The sequence below is a fragment of the Mucilaginibacter sp. PAMB04274 genome, assembly GCF_039634385.2.
GTDB lineage: Bacteria > Bacteroidota > Bacteroidia > Sphingobacteriales > Sphingobacteriaceae > Mucilaginibacter.
This window is the reverse complement of the sequence record NZ_CP155081.2, coordinates 2968569-2993824: the sequence shown is the minus strand read 5'-3', so window position 1 is coordinate 2993824 and position 25256 is coordinate 2968569. Positions and strand designations below refer to the sequence as shown.

Below are 25256 nucleotides of genomic sequence, written 5' to 3'. Positions count from 1 at the left end.
TTATAGGGTAGCCGGGTCAATAATAATCGGAAAAAACTGGCCCTCAATTTTATTCCCCTTCGGAATAGGAGGAGTACCGGGCATAAGTTCCTTGTCAGAATTAGTGATGGTACCGTCGGCAAACATATTTAACACAAACGCCCTGCGCGAGCGTGTTGACTTATTCTCATACGATCCGTGCACCAAAAGCGGATGGTGAAACGTACCATAACCACGTTTTAACTCAATAGGTATGGGGGTAAATGCCGCTTTCTGTTCTTCTGTTAAAAACTCCATTAAACCGTCCATTTCGCCAGCAAGCTCAGGCTTTTCCAAAAGGCCCCAACGCTGGCTGCCCGGTACATAGTACATGCAGCCATTTTCGGTTGTTGCATCGTCAAGCGCTACCCAGCAAGTAAGGTGCTGCAGTGGGGAGGTACGCGTCCAGTACGAATAATCCTGATGCCAGGCTACTACGCCTCCATGATTGGCCGGCTTGCAAAATAATTGATCATGCCAAAAACGAACAGCTTTATTGCCCAATAATTGACTTGCAGCCATCACAAAAGCCGGATTCCATAATATGTCATGAAACCCGGGTGTAAGACGCCATGCACCAAGTGCATGAAACAACACCGAATTTTCATCAGTTGATGCATTTGAGAAAAATTGATAGAACAGGGCGTGTTTGGGATGATCGGGCTCGGCAATAGCAGCAAGCTCATCATTAAGTTGGTCTACCTGCCATTCTTCTAAAAATTTTATATTACTTAAGTAGCCATTCTCATTAAAAAAGTCTATCTGATCCTGGGTGAGCTTGTATTGTTCCCACTCTTCTTTGTTTGCAGGCCATTTAAAAAAATCAGATACCAATTGGTGGTGTTCCGAAAGATCTACTAATTGCTGGTTTTCCATATCGATAAAATTTACAATTTGTTTAACATTGGGGTTGGCTGTTGCAGTGTTATAAGGTTTTTATACTGGCTAAAGAAATTCCGGTTATGCATCTCTTTGATAAATTGAAAGGATCTGTCTTCGAATAAGATTTCGTAAGGCAGTGGTACTTTCTTTTTATGCTCCGCCGCGTTAATGGTATTTAGTGCATTATAGTCGCCTTTAAAAAACGAAAATGCCCACTGTGCTGCCAGGTCATCTTGGTCGTGCATTAGCCAGCTACTTAAAATAGCTTCTTTGTTATCACCCGTTCCAAGCACATTCATAAGGTACATGCTCAAAAAATCATTTGAGCTATAAGGCGTCTCCGGATGGTTTTTTCTGTAATCTATTATATATTGTGTAAGCTCCGTAGAATTTACCCCGTTTTTCAAAAGCAAAATATAGCTCTCGATAAAGGCCTCTAAGCGCTCATCTACTTCATACGGTTTGCCTACTCCTAAATTTTCGGGCCACTGGCGGGCTTCATTTATATAATGAAGTGCTTGTTGTAAATTGTTGTCTTTTATCTCGTCAAGTGCAGCAAAAACATGAATTTCCTTCCAAATATTTCTCCCTTCAGATGCTCCTTCATTTGGCAGCACGGTAAGTTGCTGCAATAGCTTAATACCCTCGGTAAAGTTTGAGGTATGCATTAAGCAATTGGCTAACTGTAATCCAAGGTAATAATTGCCCGCATTAACGTGGTAACCTTTCTTTGCCATTTGTAATGCTTCTTCCCAATTTTTGTTAAGAGCAAGGTAATTACATAACGAGAACGCGGTTCGCCATTGGGTAGGGGCCAGTTCATATGCCCTATACAGACTTGACAGTGCAGCATCGAATTTTATTTCGCGCAGCAGGTTAGCTTTTACTATGTAAAAAGTGTAACTATCAGGTTCGTTATTACATTGCTGTAGAAGCGCTAATGCTTCCTCTTTACGCAGCATTTGTATATAAGCCAAAGCAAGGTAGTATTTAAATTTCCAGCATTCGTTTGTATTTATTGCCCATGTTAACGCATCTACATCTTCCTCGCGATGCGAAAAAACAAAATCAGAACCTAATAGAGTACTTTCTTCCAGTAACTTGACAGCTGCTGGTAAGTCGCCTGACACACCTTTAACATAAGCCCTCCAAACATATACCATGGCATAGGCAGGGGCAAAGTCCAAAATCTCAAGGCTGGTTTCGAACTGTTTTACGTTAAAATAAAATAGGCTTAGCTCAAGATATATTTCATAAGGCATTTCACTTTTAATGCCTGCATTAAAGTCATTGGCGCTCACCGTGCCAAGCTTGTAAAGTTCAAAACGCGAAATGTGATCGAGCGGGTTGCCCTGTATTAAACTTTCTGCCAGTGCTTTTGCATTGTTATGTTCACCTTGCAAACGTGCAACCAACACTTCTAACTGTAAGGCTTGCCAATTGTACACGTTGTACTGAAGTGCCTTTATTATATAGGATAACGATTTTGTTAATTGTTGCTGACTTAATAGTACCTTGGCTAGCTCGGTATAGCTGGCAGACCGATATTGTATTGACTGGCAGGCTATAGAAAACCCATCCTTGGCATCTGTATATAATCCTAACCTGGCGTTAACAACACCGTACAGATAATTTGCTTCGGCATTATAAGTATCAATAGCTAAAGCTTTTTTCACTAGTGCTAAAGCCTCGGCATATTTAACCTGCCTAATGTATACACCCGCTAAACCGGTTAAAGCTGCCGTGTAGAACGGGTCTTTTTTGAGGCAAAGCCGGTACTCATTAACAGCACGTTCGTAAAAACGTTGTCGTTCCCACTCTTTAGCCTGAATGCAAATAGCCTGTACCGATTCAAAATCGTAACCGGTAGCGATGTCAACAGGCCTGTTTAGCTTATAATCTTGTTCAGTGGCATCAAAGATCAGTTCGTCGTTAAGCCAAACTTTTATGTTCTTGGGCGTTTCTGATATTTGTAGTGGTATGCAGGTTGTTTGTAGCGTAGCAAATACAATATCTTGCTTCAACAATATCCTCCCGTTATCCTCAATCTTCAAACAGCCTTCTAATGGTTGATTAGCGCAAATATTTATTTGGCAGCCATCAGTTGTACAGGTTAAATAAAAGGATAGCTGCTCATTAGCGTAAGTTAAACCGTCTATATCTTTTATAGGAAACCAATATTCTGCCCAGTTATCAAAGCTGTGCGGTAAAAACGAGCTGTGTTTAAAAGGGGTTTTTGAACTTTGAGCTATACTTTGATTAAACAACCGGCCCGATTGCACCTCTGTATACTGTCCATCGGTGTCAGTTAGTAAATCTTCCCATATCATTCCGTACCGAGAGAGCCCCCAGATCCATATTTTTTTACCAGGCTTGTCATCGTACGTTGCTGAATGCCCGAAGCCAAAGTTGTCTGCATGCCAGTAACAACCCCAAAAGTCGGCATATGATCCAACAACGTGATATGACTTATACTCGCCAAAGTTATTTTGCTCATAGTCGGATATAGTACGACCTTCTTCATCTTGAGGCCAGCTGAAATGCTTCCCGTCATGTCCGAGCCTTTGATGGCCAGGGAAAACATACTCCAGATCGCCATTGGTTTTAATACCTATATTGTTCCACTGGTAATAGGATTGCTCTAATTGGCTGTTATTATACCAGCTGGATCTGGTTAGGAAAAAGGCGGTATCAGCAGACAGATTGATTTCAATTAACCAATTAGATCTTGATGGCCAGTCGGTTGCGCTGATAAAGCAACTTACGCTGCCATCGGCGTTACTACGGGTAAAGTAATCCACCGGAGCTGAACATGATGGAGTGTGACCTATAATTCCCATATTGGTTTCCATTCCGCCTGATGTCCAGGGACCACGCATAGCTACATCTCTAAATTTAGCTGCATGATTAAAGTAGATAAACTCTTTACCACTACGTTTTTCAACAGCGCCCCATATTTTTCCTCCTACAGCAGGGTTTATCCATAGTTTGATGTGCTCATTTTCCAATACAATCATTTCCCAAGAGTGGGGGGTACCAGCATTGGTGTAACCGTCAAAACGATTGTAGGGGTAAAGCCGGCCAAATTCGGGTATTGGGCTTGGGTCAGAATAAGGATAGGTAGTTAAAGTAATTAACTCTTTACTAACACTTGCTTCCTTTTTACCTTCAGGCATCGTAAATGGTATTATAAAATAGAAATTGGTTGGCTATCTTGTTCCAAACCTAACGAACATAAATACAGGATGCAACTTTTTTCGAAAAAAATGTGTGCGCACACAATTGCTTATAAGTCTTCAATAACAATTTTTAAAACTGAAATTTTAATACGAAAACATATTTTTGCAATAGGTAAGATAACAAGCATGCGCTTATAACGTACATATGATTTATTATAGGGTATTAATAAATGAAAAACGTTCGGATTAAGGATATCGCCCAAAAAGCTAAGGTGTCAACTGGAACCGTAGACAGGGTATTGCATAACAGAGGGCGTGTGTCAGACGGTGTAAAGAGACACGTACTGAAAGTAATTGAAGATATGGAGTACGAACCTAATATCCTGGCTCGTACTCTGGTGTCAACCAAGGTGTATAATTTGGCTGTTCTGTTGGCAGACAGCCAGGTGGATTCATATTGGGAGGATCCTCAAAAAGGTATTGAACAGGCCCAAAAAGAATTGAAGCAGTACAGAGTTAAGGTGAACTTATTTGTTTTTGATCCTTACAGCGTTGCTTCCTATATCAATCAGGCTGCTGCTCTCACTGCATCAAAACCCGACGGCATTTTTTTATCGCCCATATTTTATCGTGAAACTTTACCGTTTTTTAAGCAATGGGATGAAGATTCTATTCCCTTTGTGTTATTTAATACGAATATTGAAGAGTGCAATGCGCTAAGCTATATTGGTCAGGATTCTTACCAGAGTGGTATGTTAGCCGGTAAGCTTGTTGAGTATGGTCAGCCCGATCCTTGTAGCGTTTTAATTGCTCACATAGATGAAGATATCAGTAACTCAGCTCATCTCACTCAGAAAGAACAAGGTTTTCGTGACTATTTTGCTGAAAATTTTTTAGCTGATAAATACACACTAATGCGAACCGAACTTAATCGAGCCGATTTTTCTTCCTTCACCAATCAACTCGATACTTTGATACAAAACACCCCCGACTTAAAGAGTATCATCGTAACAACTTCGAAAGCTTATGAAATAGCAGCTTATCTTGAACAACGGCGTTTAAAAAGTATAAAAATTATAGGATTTGATCTACTTCCTAAGAACATTAACTTCTTAAACCGAGGTTATATTAGCTTTCTTATAAACCAAAATCCAAAAGGGCAGGGGTACTGGGGGATCCATTATCTTGCACGCCATCTTTTGTTCAAGAAAGAAACGCCTAAGGTGAAGTATTTGCCATTAGACGTAGTAACTAAAGAAAACCTTAGATATTACGCTGGTGAAGAAGAATCTGCACTTTTATAAATCTAAACAAGCCGTTTAAAACGCTGGCTAATCTGCATGCGGTAACCATAGCTGTAATCTTAATTTGTCCCTTTAAATAAAAAGTGTGCGCACACATTTGTTGTATTGAAAGTTTTTTATATAATTGCAGTCGCTTATTGTGTTCGTACATCAGTTTGTTTTTGTGTCGTTAATAAGCACTTCTTAGTATAAACCGCGAAAGCCCAACCGGCTAAAACTGTCTTTATAAATTGTGCTGATGAAAAAAAAGATTATCACGCTTGTTGTACTATGCCTGCAGCAGTTAATGGCAAATGCGCAAAATAGCAGGGTGAATAACTACCTGCCTGTTAGTGTACAAAGCCGACAAAAGATAGAGAAACTTATTAGTTTAATGACGGTTGAGGAGAAAGCACATCAATTGGCTTCCTTTTATCCCAACGCAAACCAAAGACTGAACATTCCGCATATGCAGGCAGGTGAGGCGTTGCATGGCGTTGTGGCATCGGGAACCACATCATTTCCTGAAGCTATTGCTTTGGGTGGGTCTTGGGATACAACCTTGGTTGAAAGCGTAGCAACTGCGATAGCTGCAGAGGCACGGGCATTAGGTGTACATCAATGTTATACTCCCATGTTAGGTGTGCAACGTGAAGCCCGCTGGGGACGTTTTGAAGAAGGTTATGCTGAAGACCCTTACCTGGTGAGCCGGATAGGAGTTGCCTTTATAAATGGTTTGCAGGGTAGGGGATTGCAGCGCTTTGATAAAAACCACGTAGTGGCTACTGCAAAACACTTTGTGGGCGATGGCGAACCCCTTTTAGGAGAGAATGGAGCCGCTGTAGAAATATCCCTGCGCAGCCTGCACGAGGTGCATTTGCCTCCATTTAAGGCAGCGGTAGAAGAGGCTCATGTTGGCGCAATAATGCCGGCACATCACAGTTTAAACGGAGTTCCTTGCCACATTAATACCGATATGCTTATTGGCGTATTAAAGAATGAGTTTGGCTTTGGTGGATTAATAGTGTCGGATAACAATGATATCCGTTGGGTTCAGGATAAGTTTCATGTTACAGCATCAAGAGACGAAACGATAACGAAGGCGCTTGAAGCCGGTGTAACTACCGAGCTTGCCTGGCAGCAACCCTGGGGTAATTTACGCATGTACGGCCCTGATTTAATTAACGGTGTAAAAAGCGGAAAGATACCTATGGCGCTGTTAGATAATGCTGTACGTAAGGTGCTCGAGTTTAAGTTCTTGCTGAATCTGCAAAATGAAGAGAACCCTATGGGTAAAGATATGAGCTTTATGGAAAAAGGTACAGGAAGCAAGGATGACGGAGCCGATGTCTTTTTCTCGCAGATCAATAAATCATTATCAAGTCCGCGCAAAAATTACTTAAGCGTAATTAACAACAAAGCTCATGACACACTTGCCCTGAACGCAGCACGCAAATCTCTTATACTGCTTAAAAATTCAAATAACATCCTTCCGTTAAAATCAACTGATTTTAAAACTATAGCTGTGATTGGTCCAAATGCCGACACCGTTAGACTGGGTACTTATTCTACAACAGAGCCGAAGTACTTTGTAACCGTACGTCAGGGGATTGAAAAGCTGGCCGGAAAAAACATAAAAGTACTTTACGATAAGGGCACCGATATTCAGAATCCGAAAGCTGGTTCAATTACTCAGGCACTTACCATAGCAAGACAAGCCGATATAAATATTTTGGTTTTAGGCGATGATGCAAAAACGGTGATGGAAAACGTAGACCGGGATGATATTGCACTACCCGGACAACAGCAACAATTGCTGGAACAAGTGACTGCTTTGGGCAAACCGGTAGTTTTAGTTCTATTACATGGCAGGCCGCCCGGCATACAATGGGCTAAAGAAAATGTATCAGCTATACTCGACGGATGGTTTTTGGGGCAAAATACAGGCACGGCCATTGCCGAAGCCATCTTTGGAAAAATAAATCCGGCTGGTAAATTAACAGTAACCTACCCGCGCAATGTAGGGCAAACACCTGCATATTACAATGCTTTAACACCTGGCAGGCCACGCGAACTTTGGCAGGCTTCATCCGATCCAACTTATCCGTTTGGTTTTGGACTAAGTTACACCAAATTTAAGTACACCAACTTGCGTCTGGCCAAAACAACCATGGGCGATAATGATACCAATTACGCCGAAGTAACAGTAACAAATACAGGTAGCATGAAAGGCGATGAAATTGTGCAGATGTATATCCACGATGAAATAGCTTCGTTAACCCGGCCTGTAAAGGAGCTGAAAGGCTTTCAGCGTGTGTCACTACTTCCTGGCCAATCCAAAAACGTCAGTATACCGATTACGAAAAAGGCGCTAGAATTTTGGAAGGATGGTAAATGGATAACGGAAGCAGGTAGCTTTGAAGTTATGGTTGGAACCAATTCCGTTGAATTAGATACGGTAAAATTAACGCTTACAAAATAACCATTTTAGTGTACCAAGTACTTAACTCATTATATGCATATTTATATAACACGAATAACAACAGCAACAATAAGGCTATCGGTTTTTATGATGTTGCTGTTATTGAGCACGGTTGCTTTTTCTAAAGCATTAACGGTGAATTCGCTGTTGTGCGAGTATCAGGTCAATCCTGTTGGTATTGATATTTTGAAACCACGCTTTAGTTGGAAACTAAAATCAACGCTTAGAAATGTATTGCAAACGGCTTATGAGTTAAGAGTGAGTACAAACGCCGGAGACATACAAACCGGCAAACAATTGCTTTACACTACAGGCAAGGTAAATTCTGAGCAATCGGTGTTTGTAAGTTACAAAGGGCCGCAGTTATTATCGCGCATGCGTTATTACTGGCAGGTGAGGGTTTGGGACAACCAAGGTAATGCATCGCCCTGGAGCGAAGTAAACTTTTGGGAAATGGGTTTGCTGAACCCTGGTGAATGGACTGCGCAATGGATTAAGACCAATAACCCGGCCGACACCACCGATGGTGCTAGTCCAATGTTTCGTAAGGCGTTTGATTTAAGTAAACCTGTAAAAACAGCGCGGCTATATATTACATCGCATGGTATATATGAGGCCTTTATTAACGGTCAGCGTGTAGGTAATGAGTACTTTACGCCCGGCTGGACAAGCTACAACAAGCGGCTGCAATATCAGGTTTATGACGTAGCGTCGTTATTAAAAAGTGGTGGGAATGCCGCCGGAGCTGTATTGGGAGATGGCTGGTTTCGGGGCCATTTGGACAAATGGAAAAATTTGTACGGCAAAGATCTTTCGCTCCTAATGCAATTAGAAATAACTTTTACAGATGGTTCAAAAACCACGATAGGGACAAACAATGATTGGAAAACATCCGATGGTGCCATCAGGAGTTCGTCTTTTTACAACGGCGAGGTTTATGATGGCCGTTTAGAAAAATCTGGGTGGAATACAAGCGCCTATAACGATGAAGGCTGGCAGGCGGCAACTGTTATAGATAGCAGTAAAAGTAATCTAATAGCCCCGGTGATACCGGGCGTTAAAAAACGCGAAATATTCCGTCCGCTAAAAACATTTGTTACACCCAAGGGCGATACAGTTATAGATTTTGGCCAAAATTTGGTAGGGTGGGTAGTACTAAAAATTAAAGGCAAAAAGGGTGATGTAATTACCCTTAACCATGCCGAGGTGCTCGATAAAGAAAACAACTTTTACACACTAAACCTGCGTCATGCCAAGTGTGTTGTAAAATACATTTTAAAAGGCGATGCCGAAGAAGTGTATGAGCCGCACTTTACCTACCAGGGTTTTAGGTACGTAAAAGTTAGCGGTTACAAAGGGCGTTTAGATTCCAGCATGCATGTACATGCAGTTGCCCTGTATTCTGATATGAATACTACGGGGAACTTAACAACATCTAATCCGTTGCTCAACCAATTGCAGCATAATATCCAATGGGGACAAAAGGGCAATTTTGTTGATGTTCCTACCGATTGCCCTCAACGCGATGAGCGTTTGGGATGGACAGGGGATGCGCAAGCTTTCGGCAGCACTGCCGCCTTTAATATGAACGTTTCTGGGTTCTTTTCTAAATGGCTTAAAGATCTGTCAGCAGATCAGCGTGCCGACGGTGCAGTGCCATGGGTTATTCCAAACATGATGCCTAAAACGTCGGCCGGTGTAGCTGGTTGGAGCGATGTAGCCACCATTTTACCATGGACTATGTACACCACATATGGTGATACCCGGATGCTTCAGGAGCAATACCCAAGTATGAAAGCCTGGGTAAATTATATGCGGGACCAAAGCAAAGATAATTTATGGAATACAGGTTTCCATTTTGGCGACTGGTGCTTTTACACGCCCAGCCCAACAGATGATAGCGGCAAAGGCGCCGTAACCGATAAATACCTTATTGCGCAAACCTTTTATGCACACTCTACACAGCTATTAATAAATGCAGCTGCTGTGTTAGGTAAAGAAGATGATGTTAAAAGTTATACCCAACTACTCAATCAAATTAAACTGGCTTTTCAAAAAGAATATGTCACGGCCAGCGGCAGGGTTTTATCAAGCACGCAAACAGCATATTTGCTTACGCTTGCGTTTGATATGTTGCCCGAACATCAACGTGCACCATTAGCTAAACGATTGGTTCAGAACATAAAAGATTACGGTAACCATTTAACTACCGGTTTTTTAGGTACGCCTTACATTTGCCCTGTTTTAACGCGATTTGGTTATGATGATATCGCATACACTTTGTTGTTGCAAGATACCTACCCATCATGGTTATACCCTGTAAAAAAGGGTGCAACCACCATTTGGGAGCGTTGGGATGGCATCAAGGCTAATGGCGACCTGCAAGATCCAAGTATGAATTCTTTCAATCATTACTCGTACGGGGCTATAGGCAATTGGATGTACCACACTATGGCTGGCCTTAATACCGATGAAAGCATGGTAGGATACAAAAAGATACTTATTGCCCCTCACCCCGGCGGCAAAATAAGTATGGTGAATGCAGCGCTTGAAACAATTTATGGTTATGCGAACTCAAAATGGGAGGTAAACAGTGGCATTTTTAAAATGGATATTACTGTTCCGCCCAATACTACTGCCAAAGTAGTACTACCAGGAGCAGCCCGAAAAGGTATAACCGAAAGTGGCAAGTCAATCAATACTGTAAAGGCTATTTCGGGGTTGCAACAAGACAATACGGACGTTCAATTCCAGATAGGATCTGGTACTTACCATTTCCAATACCCGTACTCCAATTAACATTTAATCTATGCTCATGTTAAAGAAATTTACCTTCATTATCTCCGTTATGCTGGCGTGCGGATGGTCTGCTAATGCGCAAAGCTTTAATATTACGGACTATGGTGCGGTAGCTGGCGGACAAACCCTTAACACCCAGTTTATTCAAAAAGCTGTGGACGCCGCCGCAGCCAAAGGCGGCGGTAAAGTTATTGTACCACAAGGAATTTTTTTAACCGGCACTATTCATCTAAAGAGCAATGTTGAGTTTTTTTTAGATAAAGGTGCGATATTAACAGGCAGCACCAACCTGTCTGATTATGAGCGGACCGACCGTTGGTATGCTATTTTAATAGCTGATAAGCAAAGCAATATCAAAATTACTGGTTACGGCACTATTGACGGACAAGGAAAAGCACTTGCTAAAAATGTAATAAAACTGGTTAAAAACGGGGCTGTTATAGATGAGTTTAAATTAAACAGGCCGGATGAGCATTTAAGGCCACAACTTATCGAGATTCAAAACTCTGCACATGTTCAGATTAAGCATGTTACTTTAAAAGATGCCGCATGCTGGGTGCAAACTTACAACAAGTGCACAGACCTGCTAATAGACAGCATCAATGTGCAGAGCACCGCTTTTTGGAACAACGATGGTATTGATGTAGTTGATTGTAAAGATGTTAAGATTAAAAACTGCAACATTAACGCAGCCGATGATGGTATCTGCCTAAAGTCGAGCGATCGGGCATCGGCTTGTCAAAATATCGAAATTTCCAATTGCAGGGTGCGTTCAAGCGCCAGCGCCATTAAATTCGGAACAGCTTCTCTTGGCGGTTTTAAGCAAATTAACGTTCATGATATAGAAATATATGACACGTACCGTGTTGCCATAGCGCTGGAGATTGTTGATGGCGGCACCATGGAAGACGTTGTTGTTTCAAACATTAATGCACATAATACCGGTGGTGCCATTTTTATCCGTTTAGGCCAACGTAAGGGAGACATACCCGGTATTTTAAGACGTGTTCATATTAGCAACGTAACAGTAGATATACCCAAAGGTAAACCGGATGCCGGTTACGATATAGCCGGCCCGCCAGAAGAGGACATTTATCCGCATAACCTTTTGCCTACAGAAATAGTTGGGCTTCCTGGCCATCCGGTACAAGATGTTAAATTAGAGAACATCACTATAACCTACGGTGGCGGTGCTGATAAAAGACATGCCTTTGTATCGCTCGACTCGTTGGCATCTATTCCTGAGAGAGCATCAGAATATCCCGAATTCAGTATGTTTGGCGAGTTGCCGGCATGGGGAATATATGCTCGCCATGCCGAAAATATCCAGCTTAAAAATGTAACCATTAGGTATAAGGAAACCGATTTTAGAGCTGCCGTAGTTATGGACGATGTAAAAAAGCTAATCGTCGATGGCCTTAACATACCAACTGCGAGTACAGATGCAGTAATAGTGTTAAGAAAAGTAAGCAACGATGTGATAAAGAAATTAAAAACACCTGTTGCGGCAAAAAAGGCAGTAGTGCGAAAGTTGTAAATTGTTACTATGAAAAAGCTATGTTTTCTGTTCTTAACGTTGTTGCAGTTTTCTCAGCTCAATGCGCATGATATACCCCCAAATGACAGAGCATATTGGCTAAGCCAGCTGAATAAAGTGGCGCGGCCGGTATTCTCAAATCTGGCCGACGATAAATTGAAGGCTAATATGCCGGTTTTAACGGCAGAGCATCCCGATGATAAGGATATTCGTTCAAAGGTTGCTTATTTGGAAGCATTTGGCCGTACGCTAAGTGGTATTGCGCCCTGGCTTAACCTCGAAGGTGGTTCATCTGCAGAACAAAAGCTCAGAAACCAGTATCGCGAATGGGCAGTTAAGGCGGTTGGCAATGCTGTTAACCCTAAGGCAAAAGATTATATGCAGTGGCAAGGTGCACAACCGCTGGTTGATGGCGCTTTCTTCGCTCTCGGACTTATAAGGTGTCCTTGGTTGTGGCAACATCTATCTGTAGAGGTGCAGCAACAAACAATAACTGCCCTAAAAATTACCCGTACCTATACGCCCAATTATAACAACTGGCTACTTTTTTCGGGTGTAATTGAGGCGTTCTTTTGTAAGTATGGCGTAGATTATGACGCAATGCGCATAGATTACGGGATACGGCAGTTTATGGGACAATGGTATGTTGGCGATGGTGTATTTTCTGATGGAGATGATTTTCGTCTGGATTACTACAACAGCTATGTTATACAACCTTTCTTGACAGCAATGTTGGAGATCATTAATACTAAAACTCAATTGTATGCCGACCATTCTGCACGGTTAAGTAAGATAACTAAGCGATACGCCGAAATACAAGAGTTAATGATAAATACCGACGGTTCATACCCAACTACCGGCCGGTCAATTGTATACCGTGGAGCGGCTTTTCAGCACTTAGCAAATATGGCTTTAAAAAAGCAGCTACCCGAAAAACTAGCTCCCTCACAAGTAAGGGCAGCACTTACCGCTGTTATAACTAAAACACTATCTGCACCCCAAACTTTTATGCCAACGGGTTGGCTAAATATGGGTTTACACGGAAAGCAGATAGGACTGGCCGATTTTTATATTACAACGGGGAGCCTTTATTTATGTGCCAACATCTTTTTGCCTTTGGGGTTGCCGTCTACTGATGAATTTTGGAGTGCTCCAGCAAAACCTTGGTCGGCCGTTAAAGTATGGACCGGACAAGAAGCCATAGTAGACCACGCCCTAGATATGAAATAGTGTTGAATTGGCTTGAGTGGTAGTTTTGATTTAAAATCGTTTATTTCAGGCCTGCCAGTTACATCAGTCACATTATTTGCAGTTAGGTTACTTAATTGGCGTCCAAAAGAAATGAGTCGTCAAGTAACGTGTATTTTATCTTTTGTTATTCATTAGTCGTCCATAGAGCAATACGTGCCAGACTTAGCTCATCACTTTTATTATTAATTGTGAAAAATAGTTAAATTACTTATAGGCACTTTTTTTAAAATTATTGTCTATGCCATTAAAGCCCCATCTTTAATGGACGATAATCGATTTTCAGAACTAATACTTCATAAGATCAATGCCAGTTTAACCGAAGCTGAGGAAAGCGAATTGCAGTCTTTACTTTCTTCAGATGAAAGTTATGCAAGTCGGTATCGTATGCTCATGGAGTATTGGGAAACTAAAGAAACCGATAATTCCAACAGCCAGCGGCTATTCGAGCAGTTATCTGGCAAAATACGCCAGCAGGATGTTCAGGAGCAGGACGCAAAATCATCAATATTTTTCAGGAACAGATGGCTGTTGGTTGCAGCAGCCTTGCTGGTCTTTTTTGTTTCAGTGATTGTTATCAGTAAGTCGGGTAGGGAAGCAACCGAATATGAACTTACGGTTAATAACACAGCAATTAATGGCCAAATCTCTGCAGGAATAAAAAAAGTGACCCTGGCAGATGGCTCTGTTATCAAATTAAACAGAAATTCGAGTCTGGCGGCTATCCGTATGTCTGGTAATAGTCGTGAAGTCACCCTAAGTGGCGAAGGTTATTTTGATATTAAAAGAGATGTTAAGCGCCCTTTTACCATACATACTTCTAAGATGGATATCCGGGTTTTGGGCACCTCATTCAATGTTTGTGCTTATCCTAAAGAGAAACAGCAGCAGACAGTTTTGATACATGGGTCAATCAAAGTTACGCTTCATAACAAAGCCCGGTCTGTTTATTACCTTAAGCCAAATGATAAGCTTACCATCAACACCAGCAAAAATTTTGAAAGCTCTTTAAGAGAGCCTAATGAAAAGGTAATCTTATCAAGACTGAAACATTATGAAGCCGACGAAGCTCCGGCGGTAGTTGAAACCGCCTGGATGAGCAATCACCTTGTTTTTAGAGACGAAACTTTTGAGGTTTTGGCAAACCGGCTGGAGATACGTTATGGAACACAAATAGTGTTCGAGTCTGAAGAAGCAAAAGCCCTGCGGTTTAATGGCACATTTAAAACTGAGAGCCTGCAGGATGTACTTTATGTTTTGAGCCGTACGGGTAGTCCGTTCACTTTTAAAATCAGGAACGGAAAAGTGTATATCGATTAAGTAACCAAACTAAATATAAACTAAACCAAAAGCTATGCGAAAAAATTACGCTACAAGTTAAAAATGGCACTACCAGGAGGTAGTACCATCAGCTAAAATTAAGACTAACAACACACCGGCCTTTTCCCAGAAGGACGGTATTAATTAACCTTAAATCGTAAAAATATGATTTTTTTTAAACACCCCAAGGGTGTGAGTGAAAACTATTGGCTAATAAAATCGCTGATAACCATGAAATTAACTTTCGTTCTTGCCATTTGCCTAAGTTTTCAAGCTTTAGCTAATGTATATTCTCAAACCAAAATTACTTTACAGCTTAATAATGTTAGTTTAACAAAAGCGCTTGAATTGATTGAAGCAAAAAGTGATTATTATTTTGTTTACAGTGAGCAGGCTAATCTGAACAAGCTAACGGTTAACATCAGTAGTGTAAATGAGCCAGTGCCCAGCGTGCTGAACAGAATGCTCTTAAACTCAGGTTTCACTTTCGAGCCAACAACTAATAATCTCATCATTATTAAACCATCAGGCAATCAACAGCAAATATTAGGGGTAATATATGATGAAAATAAAGTTCCTATACCGGGCGTGAGCGTGAAGGTTAAAGGCGCGTCGAGAACTTCAATTACAAATGCACAGGGCGCGTTTACTATCGAAGCCAATACCGGCGATGTACTGGTTGTTAGCTACATCGGTTATAAAACTGTTGAGGTGCCGGTAACAGGTAACAATATAACTGTTAACCTGGAATTGGCAGACCAGAATTTGAACGAAGTGGTGGTTGTTGGTTACGGCACGCAGTTAAAAAAAGAGGTAACTAACGCAGTATCACAGGTGAGGGGATCTGAGATTAGAAAGAGTTCTGCCCCGGCTATATCAAATGCACTGGCTGGCCGTGTACCGGGTTTAATTGTAAACCAGCGTAACGGCGAGCCGGGCCGCGACGAAGCCACCTTGCTGGTTAGAGGTTTAGGAACTACCGGTAATAGCTCGCCGCTGATTGTAATTGACGGTGTTGCCAACCGCGACGGTATTTCACGTATCGACCCTAACGATGTAGAAACCATCAGTGTGTTAAAGGATGCTTCGGCAAGTATTTATGGAGCGCAAGCCGCAAACGGCGTTATATTGGTAACCACCCGGAGGGGCAAAATTGGCAAGTCACAGTTTAATTACAGCTTTAATCAAGGTTTTGTTAGCCCTACGCGCCTTGTTAAAATGGCTGATGCTTATTTATACGCACGTACTCTTAATGATCTTGCAGTTCAAACTGGCGCTAACCCTGCTTATAATGCAGCGCAGCTCGCTGCTTTTCAAAGCGGCACCATGCCCAGTACTGATTGGCAGGCCGAAGTTTTAAAGGACAATTCAGTTCAAAGCAGGCACAGCATTACTATGAATGGTGGAACCGAAGCAGTGAAATATTTTTTATCAGCCGGTACATCATCGCAAAATGGCTTGCTGGAACGTGATAAAACTACGGGCTTCAAACAGTATAATTTTCGTACAAATGTAGATGCAAAGGCATCAAAGCGACTTACTTTAGGATTTGATGTAGCAGGCCGACGTGAAAATCAGAACTTTTTGCAACAGGAACAGCAAGTCTTATTTCAGAATGCCTTATTAGGTGCTCCAGATATGGCTGCCACCATTAATGGATTCCCAACTTCAGGCCGCCAAAATCAAAATCCTTTAGCCATTGCTGAAGGTCCGGGTTTTGACAAAACCGAGTTAAACTTAATTAACAGCACATTCCGTTTTAAATATGATGTACCCAAAATAGATGGGTTATTTTTAGACGGTTTTGCGGCTTACGATTTTACGCAAACCTTGCGTAAGGTATGGGCACAGCCATGGACGTACTACGGCCAAAATAACACAGGTGCTGTAGTTCCAACTGTAATTGGGCCTAATTCCTTACAACAAACCTACAACCGTGTCCAGTCGCTTACCCTTAATGCTAAAATTAATTACGCCAAAACCTTTGGCAAACATAATGTGTCGGCATTTTTAGCTTACGAGCAAAACGAAATACGCACAGACATTTTTGCAGCTTCAAGGGCAGATTTTGCTTCTCCGCTGATAGATCAGCTTTTTGCAGGTAATGCAGGTACGCAGCAAAATACCGGTTCAGCTATTGAAAGTGCAAGGCAGAATTATTTTGGCCGGGTAAGTTATGACTATGAAAAAAAATACCTTTTTCAGGCCATATTAAGATACGACGGTTCACAAATATTTCCTGAAGGTAATAGGTTCGGTCTTTTCCCAGGCTTATCTGCCGGTTGGGTGATTTCCGAAGAAGCTTTCATGAAGAATATTTCGTGGCTTTCTACCTTAAAGCTCCGCGCTTCGTGGAGTAAATTAGGTAATGACAGGGTTAATCCATTTCAATATCTTAATTTGTTTAATTACGGTAGCGGTTATGTATTTGGTGGTACTTCTGATGTGCTGGCATTAAATCCAGGCGTTGCCGCTAATCCATACATCACTTGGGAAAAACAGCTAACCCGTGATATTGGTTTAGAAGCAGGTTTTTTTAGGAACAAACTAACATTTGAGCTAGACGCATTTTTTAATAAACGCGACGACATTTTAGGCCCGCGTAATGTTACCGTACCTCAATATACTGGAATTCGCTTGCCAAGTGAAAATATACAACGTGTTAATAATAAAGGATTTGACGGTTCAATCAATTACAATGGTTCATTAGGTAAGGCTAAATACAGCATTGGAGGCAACTTTACCTATGCCAAGAATACTTTGGTGTTTGCTGATGAGGGTACGGTCTTAAAAGATTATCAGAAAGCAGAAGGCAGGCCTTTAGGATCGCCACTTATATATAATGTAGTGGGTATTTATCAATCCAATGCCGATTTAGCTGCTCATCCGTCGGTAAACACAGTTAAGGTAGGTGACTATATTTACGAAGACGTAAATAATGACGGAATCATATCAGAGGATGATAGGGTGCGTTCACCTTATTCAAACATTCCGCAAATACAATTTGGACTTAATATAAATTTGAGCTACAAAAACTTCGATTTGTCGGCCTTAATACAGGGTCAAGCAAAGGTTAGGCAACTTATGGACTACAACGTTACTGCCGGGACTAACGGCCCCGAATATTTTTTAAGTAACGCTTGGAGGCCTGATGCAACCTCAAATTCGCTTGCTCGTGTAGGTCGGAGTATTACTTTAAATAGCAGTTTTTACCACGATGTATCTTTTGCCCGTTTAAAAAATGTTGAGTTGGGGTACACTATTCCTCAGTCAATATTAAGTAAAGCGGGCGTGCAGGCTTTGCGCATTTATGTTAATGGTTACAATTTGTTTACCGTTGACGGCTTAAAAAAGAAGGGGTTAACTGACCCGGAGAACGTGAACGAAAAAGGCTGGCGTTATCCGCTTACCAAGAGCATCAATTTCGGCGCTAACTTAACATTCTAATTGACACACCATGAAAATTAAAAACATACTTTGCATCCTGCTTTTTACCGCTTTAACTGCAGGTTCGTGTAAACAGGATATACTCAACTTAAAGCCGCTTGATGGCTATAGCGAAACCGATGTGTTTGCAGATGCTGCATTGCTCAACCAGTTTGTTAACGGCATTTATCGTGGTATGGGCCACCCATTTGGGGGCGAAGGTGATAAATTTATTGAGGGTATGACCGATGATGGATATAATCAGCACGGTGGTACTACCAACCCTTACCGCATGTTTACAGCCGGAGAGATAGGCAGCACCCAAGGCGAAGCATTAAATGATAATTTATGGGCAAATAGTTACGATCAAATTAGGAGAACTAATTTGTTTTTTGATAAAACTTTGAATTCTCCTGTACCTGCCGCACAATTACAACGACTTACTGGTGAAATACGTTTCTTACGCGCATTTTTTTATGCCCGTTTAATGATATGGTACGGCGGCGTACCTTTAATCACCGAAACTTACAACCTTGGGCAGGAAAGTTATGATGTATCGCGTAACACACCGGATGAAATTGCTGCATTTGTAGTGCGCGAATGTGATTTGGCTGCGGCAGTGTTGCCATCTTTTACTGCTACAGATTATGGCAAAGCGAGCCGTGAAGCTGCACTTGCGTTAAAAGCCCGCACATTGCTTTATGCTGCAAGCCCGTTGTTTAACCCTAATAACGAGCAGGCACGGTGGATAGCCGCCCGCGATGCCAATAAAGTGGTTATCGATCTAACCACCATAAATAACATAACTAATGCTGATGATTATGGTAACGTTTTTAACGGTAAAAGCCGTAACGACGTTATCCTTTCGCGCAGCTTTACTCAAAATAATGCGCACGGCGGCGGCGAATGGGGGATAAACATGTGGTTTTACCCGGGATCGATGAACGGCTGGGGAACACTTGTGCCGACTCAGGATCTGGTAAACGCTTATGAAATGACCAACGGAAAATTGCCATCTGATCCAACCTCAGGCTTCAACATCAATAACCCATATACTAACCGCGACCCACGGTTTGCTAAAACCATTTTATACCAGGGTGCCACTATTTTTGACCCTGAGCAAAAATTAAATCGCGAACTGCAGTATTTTTATGATAAAAACGATCCTACTAATACTGCTAAAAACGGTATAGACGGAAAAGGCGGGCCAAACCAACCTTGGAATAATTCACCTACGGCTTACAACTTTCGTAAGTTTTTGGATGAGGGCAAAAGGGCTCAGCAAAAAGGCGCTGATGAAAACTTGAGTCCATGGATCTATTTCCGCAAGTCTGAGTTTTACCTTAACTATGCCGAAGCCCAGATTGCATTAAACAATGAAGGCGAGGCGCGTAGCGCACTAAATACAATAAGGAGCCGTTACGGAATGCCAGCTATTACTGAGGGCGGGGCAGCACTGGTGCAACGCTACCGCAATGAAAGGCGTGTAGAATTGGTGATTGAACAACACCGCTTTCATGATATGCGCCGTTGGAAACTGGGTGCTGCAGTTTTTGCTAAGCCAGCGTTGGGTGCGCTTATTTTGAAAAATGGCAATACGTTTGAATACAATTTAACTAACGTGGTCGACAACACGCGTAAGTTTGTTGAAAAGATGAACCTGGTGCCAATCCCATTCTCTGAAATTCAACGCAGTCATGGTAAATTAGTTCAAAATCCTGGATATTAAAATATCCGGTGTAGCAGCTATTTTAAAAGTCGGGGGCTAAGCATTCCCGACTTTTAAAATGGTAAGTTAATTATTGAATGAGGTAAAGTTGCTAGCTGATGGCGCCTTATTTAGCGGCGGCCCTTTCCATATAAATTTTCAGTCGTTTGTTCAGTTTTGAAATTGCTGAAAATAAATGGTTTTGGACGGTTTTAGGGGAAATTTCTAACAGTTGGGCTACTTCTTTATATTTTAGGCCATCATCCTTTATTAACTTAAAAACCATGCGTGATTGGGGTGGTAGACTCTCTATTGTATCATCAAGCTTTTTAAAGAGTTCTTTTTTCTCCATGATGAGCTGAGGGTCAGCAGTGTCAATCAGTTCGTATTTGCCCGATTCATCTAGTTCTACATAGCGCACCAGCGAGAACTTTTTAAGATAGTTTAAAGATTGATTTTTAACAGCCGTATATAAGTAAGTTTTAGGATTAATTACATGGGTAAGTTCAGCCCTTTTGTTCCAGTACTTCAGAAAAACATCAATTACGATTTCTTCTGCCACCTGACGGGTGTGTACATACTGGATACTGAATTTAATTAAAGGTGCATTTAGTAAGTGAAATATGATTTCGTATGACGCAGCATCACTATGATGGCACACATTGAGCCAAAGCGTCTGTAGGCTATCATCGTTACTGGCCTTAGTCATACTTTTTTGCTGCTAAATACATCAATCCGAAAGTAACGAAATATTAATAATGTTTTCAAGTAATGATAACAATATTTTTACATGTAGTCAAAACGGTTATTTAATTGTAAAGTGAATTGATAAGACGATTTCTGCGCTCATGGCGAACTTTAAGACTTAAAATAAGTCGTTTTTTTCTACAAAATTCACCAGCAATAACCTGTCTTAACTTTTTAAATTTTTTAAAAAGATATTAAATTTTATATTTACGATTGTAAGGGCTTGCAACTTGTAGCAACCTTACAATGAATATCTAAAGCCTAATCATTATGCCGCTAATTGTGGCTGTTTTTACATGTATTAAATCTAACGGATGTTTTATCGGTCTCTATTATAATTTACATAAGGTTCGCCCCATAAGCCGGTTTACCAGCAAAGTGGGCCAATTATTAGAGCCCAACACGTCATTTTAAAAATGCCAAACAAATGATCATAAATCTATTTCTACGCAAGAATAACTTTTTCAACCGTTTACTGTCGAGTTTATTGATACTTACATTAGCCATAAGTTTTAAACAATCAGCGGCACAATCAAAACACACTTTTGCCTTAGGTGATACCGATTTCTTGCTTGATGGCAAACCTCTGCAAATGATATCGGGCGAGATGCACTGTGCCCGTGTACCCCGCGAATACTGGCGAGACCGTATGAAGATGGCAAAAGCAATGGGGCTTAATACCATTGGCACTTATGTATTCTGGAATGCGCACGAAGCTCAAAAAGGGAAGTTTGATTTCAGCGGTAATAATGACATTGCCGAATTTGTAAGAGTAGCTCAGCAGGAAGGTCTGTGGGTAGTGCTCAGGCCCAGCCCCTATGCCTGTGCCGAGTGGGAGTTTGGCGGTTATCCTTGGTGGTTGCTTAAAGATAGCACCTTGAAAGTTAGGAGTAAAGACACCCGATTTATTTCCGCTTATACCAACTATATAAACAACCTGGCGAAGCAATTAGTGCCTCTGCAGGTAACCCATGGCGGCAATATTCTTATGATACAAATTGAGAATGAGTATGGATCATATAGCGACGATAAGAGCTACCTCGATTTGAACCGCAAAATTTTCCGCGATGCCGGTTTTGATGGTATTTTATTTACCTGCGATGGGGCAGACCAGATGCCGAAAGGTTATTTACCGGGCTACCTGCCTGCTGTTAACGGTTTAGAAAACCCAGCCGAGGTAAAAGCACTTATTAACAAGTACCATAATGGGAAAGGGCCGTATTACGTTGCCGAATGGTACCCGGGCTGGTTTGATAACTGGGGTAAGAAGCACGCCCGCGTTCCGGCCGAAAGGGCTGCTCAAAAACTTGACCATATTTTAGCTGCGGGAATATCCATTAACATGTATATGTTTCACGGCGGTACTACTCGTGATTTTATGAATGGTGCAAACATGAACGTTAATGACCCTTATTCGCCGCAAGTGTCAAGTTACGATTATGATGCCCCACTGGATGAAGCAGGAAATCCTACCCCTAAATATTACAAGTTCAGGGAGGTAATATCCAGGTATTTGCCCCAAGGACAAACTTTACCGCCTGTTCCGGCTAATAAAACAGCTAAGGCCATTAACAATATTAAGTTAAGCGCTTACGCCAATGTTTTTAGTTATTTGCCCAAGGCTGTTACAAATAAAAGAACTTTAACCTTCGAGGATCTTAACCAGGCTTACGGCTTTGTAATGTATCGCACAAAGGTATCGTCGAAGGGGATGTTAAGATTAAAAGACCTGCGCGACTATGCCATTATTTATTTAAATGGAAAGCAGATTGCAACGCTCGATAGGCGGTTAAAACAAGATTCGGTTACGCTTACTAATGTACCGGCAAATGCCACGCTTGATGTTTTAGTAGAAAATAACGGCCGTATTAACTATGGCCCTTACCTGGCCGATAATCGCCATGGCATTACGAAAATGGTTAGTCTTAACGGCAAGGAGTTACTTAACTGGAATATGTACCGTTTGCCTTTTACTAACCTCAGCACGTTTAAGTATGCGGCTAAGCCATTCACGGCAACTGCACCGGGTTTATATAAAGGCACTTTTACCTTAACCACAACGGCAGATACCTATTTGGATATGCGGTCTTTTGGTAAAGGCTTTGTGTTTTTAAACGGCCACAATTTGGGTAAGTACTGGCAAATTGGTCCGCAGCAAACGCTCTACGTACCTGCAGGCTGGCTCAAAAAGGGCAAAAATGAAGTGATCGTTTTTGATGAACTTAAAAACGGCCACCGCATCTTAAATGCCATTGATCATCCTATTCTTGACCAAAACATAACTAACTGATTTTTGCATAGCTGACCCATCTTATGAAAAGACCATTATTTAAAATGCAAATGCTATTACTTATAGCCGCACTTGTGGTATTTGGCGGCAGTCTTAAAGCACAGAATGCTGCATCGCGCTTTCCGCTTATACCGTATCCCAAAAAACTGGTAGAGGGCAAAGGCTTGTTTGTAATAAATGCTCAAACCGTTATACAGCTTCCGGCAAACGGCACATACAGCGAGGAAGCAGGTGCACTTAATGAGGTTTTACGTATGAACCTTGCTATAAAAGCAGGTACTCGGTCATCGGCAAAAAGTACGGTGATCCAGTTAGTAAGTGACGCCGCCATAACCCGTACCGAGGGTTACCGTATGCAAATTACCCCAAAGCGTTTAACCATATCAGCTAATAGTGGTGTTGGCATTTTCAGAGCTATTCAAACAATCAGGCAATTATTGCCCGAAAGTTTAGAAGATAAACTTCAAATTGCTCCTAAACAGCTTTCCTTACAAGCTTTAATTATTGAAGATGAGCCTGAATATGACTGGCGAGGCATGCACCTGGATGTTTCTCGCCATTTTTTTTCGGTAAACTATTTAAAAAAATTTATCGACAGGTTAGCTCTCTATAAATTTAATAAGTTTCACCTGCATCTAACCGACGATCAGGGATGGCGCATTGAGATTAAGAAATATCCTAAACTTACACAGGAGGGAGCTTGGCGCACATTTAATAACCAGGATTCGGTTTGCATGGCGAGAGCAGCAGAAAACCCCGACTTCATAATAGATCCGCAGCATATAATTCAACGAAACGGTAAAACTTTGTACGGTGGCTTTTATACCCAGGCACAGATGAAAGAGGTGGTTGCCTATGCACTGGCACGTAAAATTGACATCATTCCGGAAATAGATATGCCCGGCCATATGATGGCAGCTATAAACTCATACCCTTTTTTAACCTGCAATGGCGAAAATAAATGGGGTGAGCTTTTTACCAAACCTATTTGTCCGTGTAACGAGGCCACCTATGAATTTGCCCAGAATGTGTATGATGAAATTATGGAGATCTTTCCATCCAAATACATACACATAGGCGGCGATGAAGTAGACCGTACAGATTGGGGAAAGTCTGAGGTATGTAAAGCATTTATGCAACGCGAGGGCATTAAAGATTTGGCCGGTCTGCAAAGCTACTTTATTAACCGCATGGAAAAATATTTCAATTCCAAGGGTCGTAAGCTAATAGGGTGGGATGAGATATTGGAAGGTGGTATCAGCCCTACTGCGTTGGTAATGTACTGGCGTTCGTGGGTGCCTAAGGCTCCTATAATGGCTGCAAAAAACGGCAACAAGGTCATCATGTCTCCGGGTAGTCCTTTATATTTTGATGCTAAATATGATAAGAATGCTGATTACAATGTTTACAAGTTTAACCCGGTCCCTAAAGGGTTAACCGATAAAGAGGCCGAAGGAATAATGGGTGCACAGGCAAATATATGGACTGAATATATACCCACCGAACAGCGTGCGGATTATATGTATATGCCCCGTATGACCGCCCTTGCCGAAGTACTATGGACCAACGACAAACAACGCGACTTTGATAACTATCGGAGCCGGTTAATGCAGCATTACAAGCGTTTGGATGAATTAAAAGTGAACTATCGCCTGCCGGACCTGCCCGACATGATTGATACCCGGGTATTTACCGACCAGGAAACCTTAAAAATTAATAAACCCATGGCAAATTTACTGTTGCTCTATACGGCCGATGGTAGTCAGCCTACAGCGACTTCAAGTCTTCTAAACGACCTGGTTATTAAAACTACCCAAAAAATCAAAATCGCTGCATTTACTCCGGCTGGTCGCCGTGGCGATGTATATGAAATCAACTATCAGCATCAGTCACTGGCTCCGGCAGCAACCGCAACTGCTTCTAATAACGGGTTGACGGCAGCTTTGCATAAGGGACTGTTTAAACAAGTAAGCCGCATAAGTACTAAACCTGATAGTGTATTTTCTGTAAGCAGCATTGTTGTGCCGCAGAGCATCAAAGCGCCGGCGTTTGCTGTAAAGTATTCGGGTTATATTAACGTTCCTCAGGATGATATTTATACATTTTACCTTACTTGTGATGATGGTGGTGTGCTAACTGTTGCCAACCGTTTAACCGTTGACAATGATGGCTTGCATAGTGCTGTCGAAAAAAGCGGGCAAGTAGCGTTAAAAAAAGGTCTGCAGCCGTTTAAACTTGATTTTATTGAAGGCGGTGGAGGGTATACCCTTAAATTGCAGTATAGTGTTAAAGGACAAAAGGCACAGGATATACCAGGAAGTTGGTTAAAAAACTAAA

Annotated in this window: 12 protein-coding genes and 2 pseudogenes; 10 read left to right on the top strand and 4 right to left on the bottom strand. The window is 41.6% G+C overall.

What is annotated here, in order from left to right; translation table 11 throughout:
• Together ABDD95_RS12420 and ABDD95_RS12415 are read right to left on the bottom strand one after the other, a co-directional pair.
• Nucleotides 1–894 carry a phytanoyl-CoA dioxygenase family protein gene (locus ABDD95_RS12420; protein WP_345947648.1) on the bottom strand — a complete coding sequence of 298 codons (894 nt, stop codon included), beginning with the start codon at nucleotides 892–894 and terminating at the stop codon, nucleotides 1–3.
• A gap of 11 nt (nucleotides 895–905) precedes the next feature.
• A complete protein-coding gene (locus ABDD95_RS12415) occupies nucleotides 906–4076 on the bottom strand; it encodes a DUF5107 domain-containing protein (RefSeq protein WP_345947647.1) in 3171 nt (1056 codons plus the stop codon).
• 233 nt (nucleotides 4077–4309) lie between these two features.
• Between ABDD95_RS12415 and ABDD95_RS12410 the strand changes: the two are divergent.
• Nucleotides 4310–5227 (top strand): annotated as a pseudogene (locus ABDD95_RS12410) (LacI family DNA-binding transcriptional regulator); the annotation flags it as partial.
• Nucleotides 5228–5259: 32 nt separating this feature from the next.
• Here ABDD95_RS12410 and ABDD95_RS12405 read toward each other — a convergent pair.
• A pseudogene (locus ABDD95_RS12405) lies at nucleotides 5260–5307 on the bottom strand (hypothetical protein); the annotation flags it as partial.
• A 314-nt stretch (nucleotides 5308–5621) separates the two neighbouring features.
• Here ABDD95_RS12405 and ABDD95_RS12400 point away from each other — a divergent pair.
• From ABDD95_RS12400 to ABDD95_RS12370, 7 genes are all read left to right on the top strand, one after another.
• Complete coding sequence (locus ABDD95_RS12400) at nucleotides 5622–7844, top strand: glycoside hydrolase family 3 N-terminal domain-containing protein (RefSeq protein WP_345947645.1); 2223 nt, start codon at nucleotides 5622–5624, stop codon at nucleotides 7842–7844.
• Between the two features lie 87 nt (nucleotides 7845–7931).
• Complete coding sequence (locus tag ABDD95_RS12395; protein WP_345947644.1) at nucleotides 7932–10643, top strand: glycoside hydrolase family 78 protein; 2712 nt, start codon at nucleotides 7932–7934, stop codon at nucleotides 10641–10643.
• Nucleotides 10644–10659: 16 nt separating this feature from the next.
• Nucleotides 10660–12180 (top strand): glycosyl hydrolase family 28 protein, encoded by a 1521-nt coding sequence (locus ABDD95_RS12390; protein WP_345947643.1) that lies wholly within the window; start codon nucleotides 10660–10662, stop codon nucleotides 12178–12180.
• 9 nt (nucleotides 12181–12189) lie between these two features.
• Nucleotides 12190–13410 carry a DUF2264 domain-containing protein gene (locus ABDD95_RS12385; protein WP_345947642.1) on the top strand — a complete coding sequence of 407 codons (1221 nt, stop codon included), beginning with the start codon at nucleotides 12190–12192 and terminating at the stop codon, nucleotides 13408–13410.
• A 282-nt stretch (nucleotides 13411–13692) separates the two neighbouring features.
• Nucleotides 13693–14748 (top strand): FecR family protein, encoded by a 1056-nt coding sequence (locus ABDD95_RS12380; RefSeq protein ID WP_345947641.1) that lies wholly within the window; start codon nucleotides 13693–13695, stop codon nucleotides 14746–14748.
• 231 nt (nucleotides 14749–14979) lie between these two features.
• Nucleotides 14980–18195 carry a SusC/RagA family TonB-linked outer membrane protein gene (locus ABDD95_RS12375; RefSeq protein ID WP_345947640.1) on the top strand — a complete coding sequence of 1072 codons (3216 nt, stop codon included), beginning with the start codon at nucleotides 14980–14982 and terminating at the stop codon, nucleotides 18193–18195.
• Between the two features lie 10 nt (nucleotides 18196–18205).
• Nucleotides 18206–19903, top strand: a complete 1698-nt coding sequence (locus ABDD95_RS12370) for a RagB/SusD family nutrient uptake outer membrane protein (protein WP_345947639.1) — start codon at nucleotides 18206–18208, stop codon at nucleotides 19901–19903.
• A gap of 106 nt (nucleotides 19904–20009) precedes the next feature.
• Here ABDD95_RS12370 and ABDD95_RS12365 read toward each other — a convergent pair whose 3' ends face one another.
• Nucleotides 20010–20591, bottom strand: a complete 582-nt coding sequence (locus tag ABDD95_RS12365; protein ID WP_345947638.1) for an RNA polymerase sigma-70 factor — start codon at nucleotides 20589–20591, stop codon at nucleotides 20010–20012.
• Between the two features lie 465 nt (nucleotides 20592–21056).
• On the opposite strand from ABDD95_RS12365, the gene ABDD95_RS12360 reads away from it, so the two are divergent.
• Together ABDD95_RS12360 and ABDD95_RS12355 are read left to right on the top strand one after the other, a co-directional pair.
• A complete protein-coding gene (locus ABDD95_RS12360; RefSeq protein ID WP_345947637.1) occupies nucleotides 21057–22919 on the top strand; it encodes a beta-galactosidase in 1863 nt (620 codons plus the stop codon).
• Between the two features lie 23 nt (nucleotides 22920–22942).
• The gene (locus ABDD95_RS12355) at nucleotides 22943–25255 is read left to right on the top strand and encodes a family 20 glycosylhydrolase (RefSeq protein WP_345947636.1); all 2313 of its coding nucleotides are present in this window, start codon (nucleotides 22943–22945) and stop codon (nucleotides 25253–25255) included.
• Nucleotide 25256: the final 1 nt, after the last annotated feature.

Bases quoted from the DNA above. Each gene is read 5' to 3' on its own strand.
- ABDD95_RS12420 (WP_345947648.1), bottom strand. From the start codon at position 894: ATGGAAAACCAGCAATTAGTAGATCTTTCGGAACACCACCAATTGGTA.
- ABDD95_RS12415 (WP_345947647.1), bottom strand. From the start codon at position 4,076: ATGCCTGAAGGTAAAAAGGAAGCAAGTGTTAGTAAAGAGTTAATTACT.
- ABDD95_RS12400 (WP_345947645.1), top strand. From the start codon at position 5,622: ATGAAAAAAAAGATTATCACGCTTGTTGTACTATGCCTGCAGCAGTTA.
- ABDD95_RS12395 (WP_345947644.1), top strand. From the start codon at position 7,932: ATGATGTTGCTGTTATTGAGCACGGTTGCTTTTTCTAAAGCATTAACG.
- ABDD95_RS12390 (WP_345947643.1), top strand. From the start codon at position 10,660: ATGTTAAAGAAATTTACCTTCATTATCTCCGTTATGCTGGCGTGCGGA.
- ABDD95_RS12385 (WP_345947642.1), top strand. From the start codon at position 12,190: ATGAAAAAGCTATGTTTTCTGTTCTTAACGTTGTTGCAGTTTTCTCAG.
- ABDD95_RS12380 (WP_345947641.1), top strand. From the start codon at position 13,693: ATGGACGATAATCGATTTTCAGAACTAATACTTCATAAGATCAATGCC.
- ABDD95_RS12375 (WP_345947640.1), top strand. From the start codon at position 14,980: ATGAAATTAACTTTCGTTCTTGCCATTTGCCTAAGTTTTCAAGCTTTA.
- ABDD95_RS12370 (WP_345947639.1), top strand. From the start codon at position 18,206: ATGAAAATTAAAAACATACTTTGCATCCTGCTTTTTACCGCTTTAACT.
- ABDD95_RS12365 (WP_345947638.1), bottom strand. From the start codon at position 20,591: ATGACTAAGGCCAGTAACGATGATAGCCTACAGACGCTTTGGCTCAAT.
- ABDD95_RS12360 (WP_345947637.1), top strand. From the start codon at position 21,057: ATGATCATAAATCTATTTCTACGCAAGAATAACTTTTTCAACCGTTTA.
- ABDD95_RS12355 (WP_345947636.1), top strand. From the start codon at position 22,943: ATGAAAAGACCATTATTTAAAATGCAAATGCTATTACTTATAGCCGCA.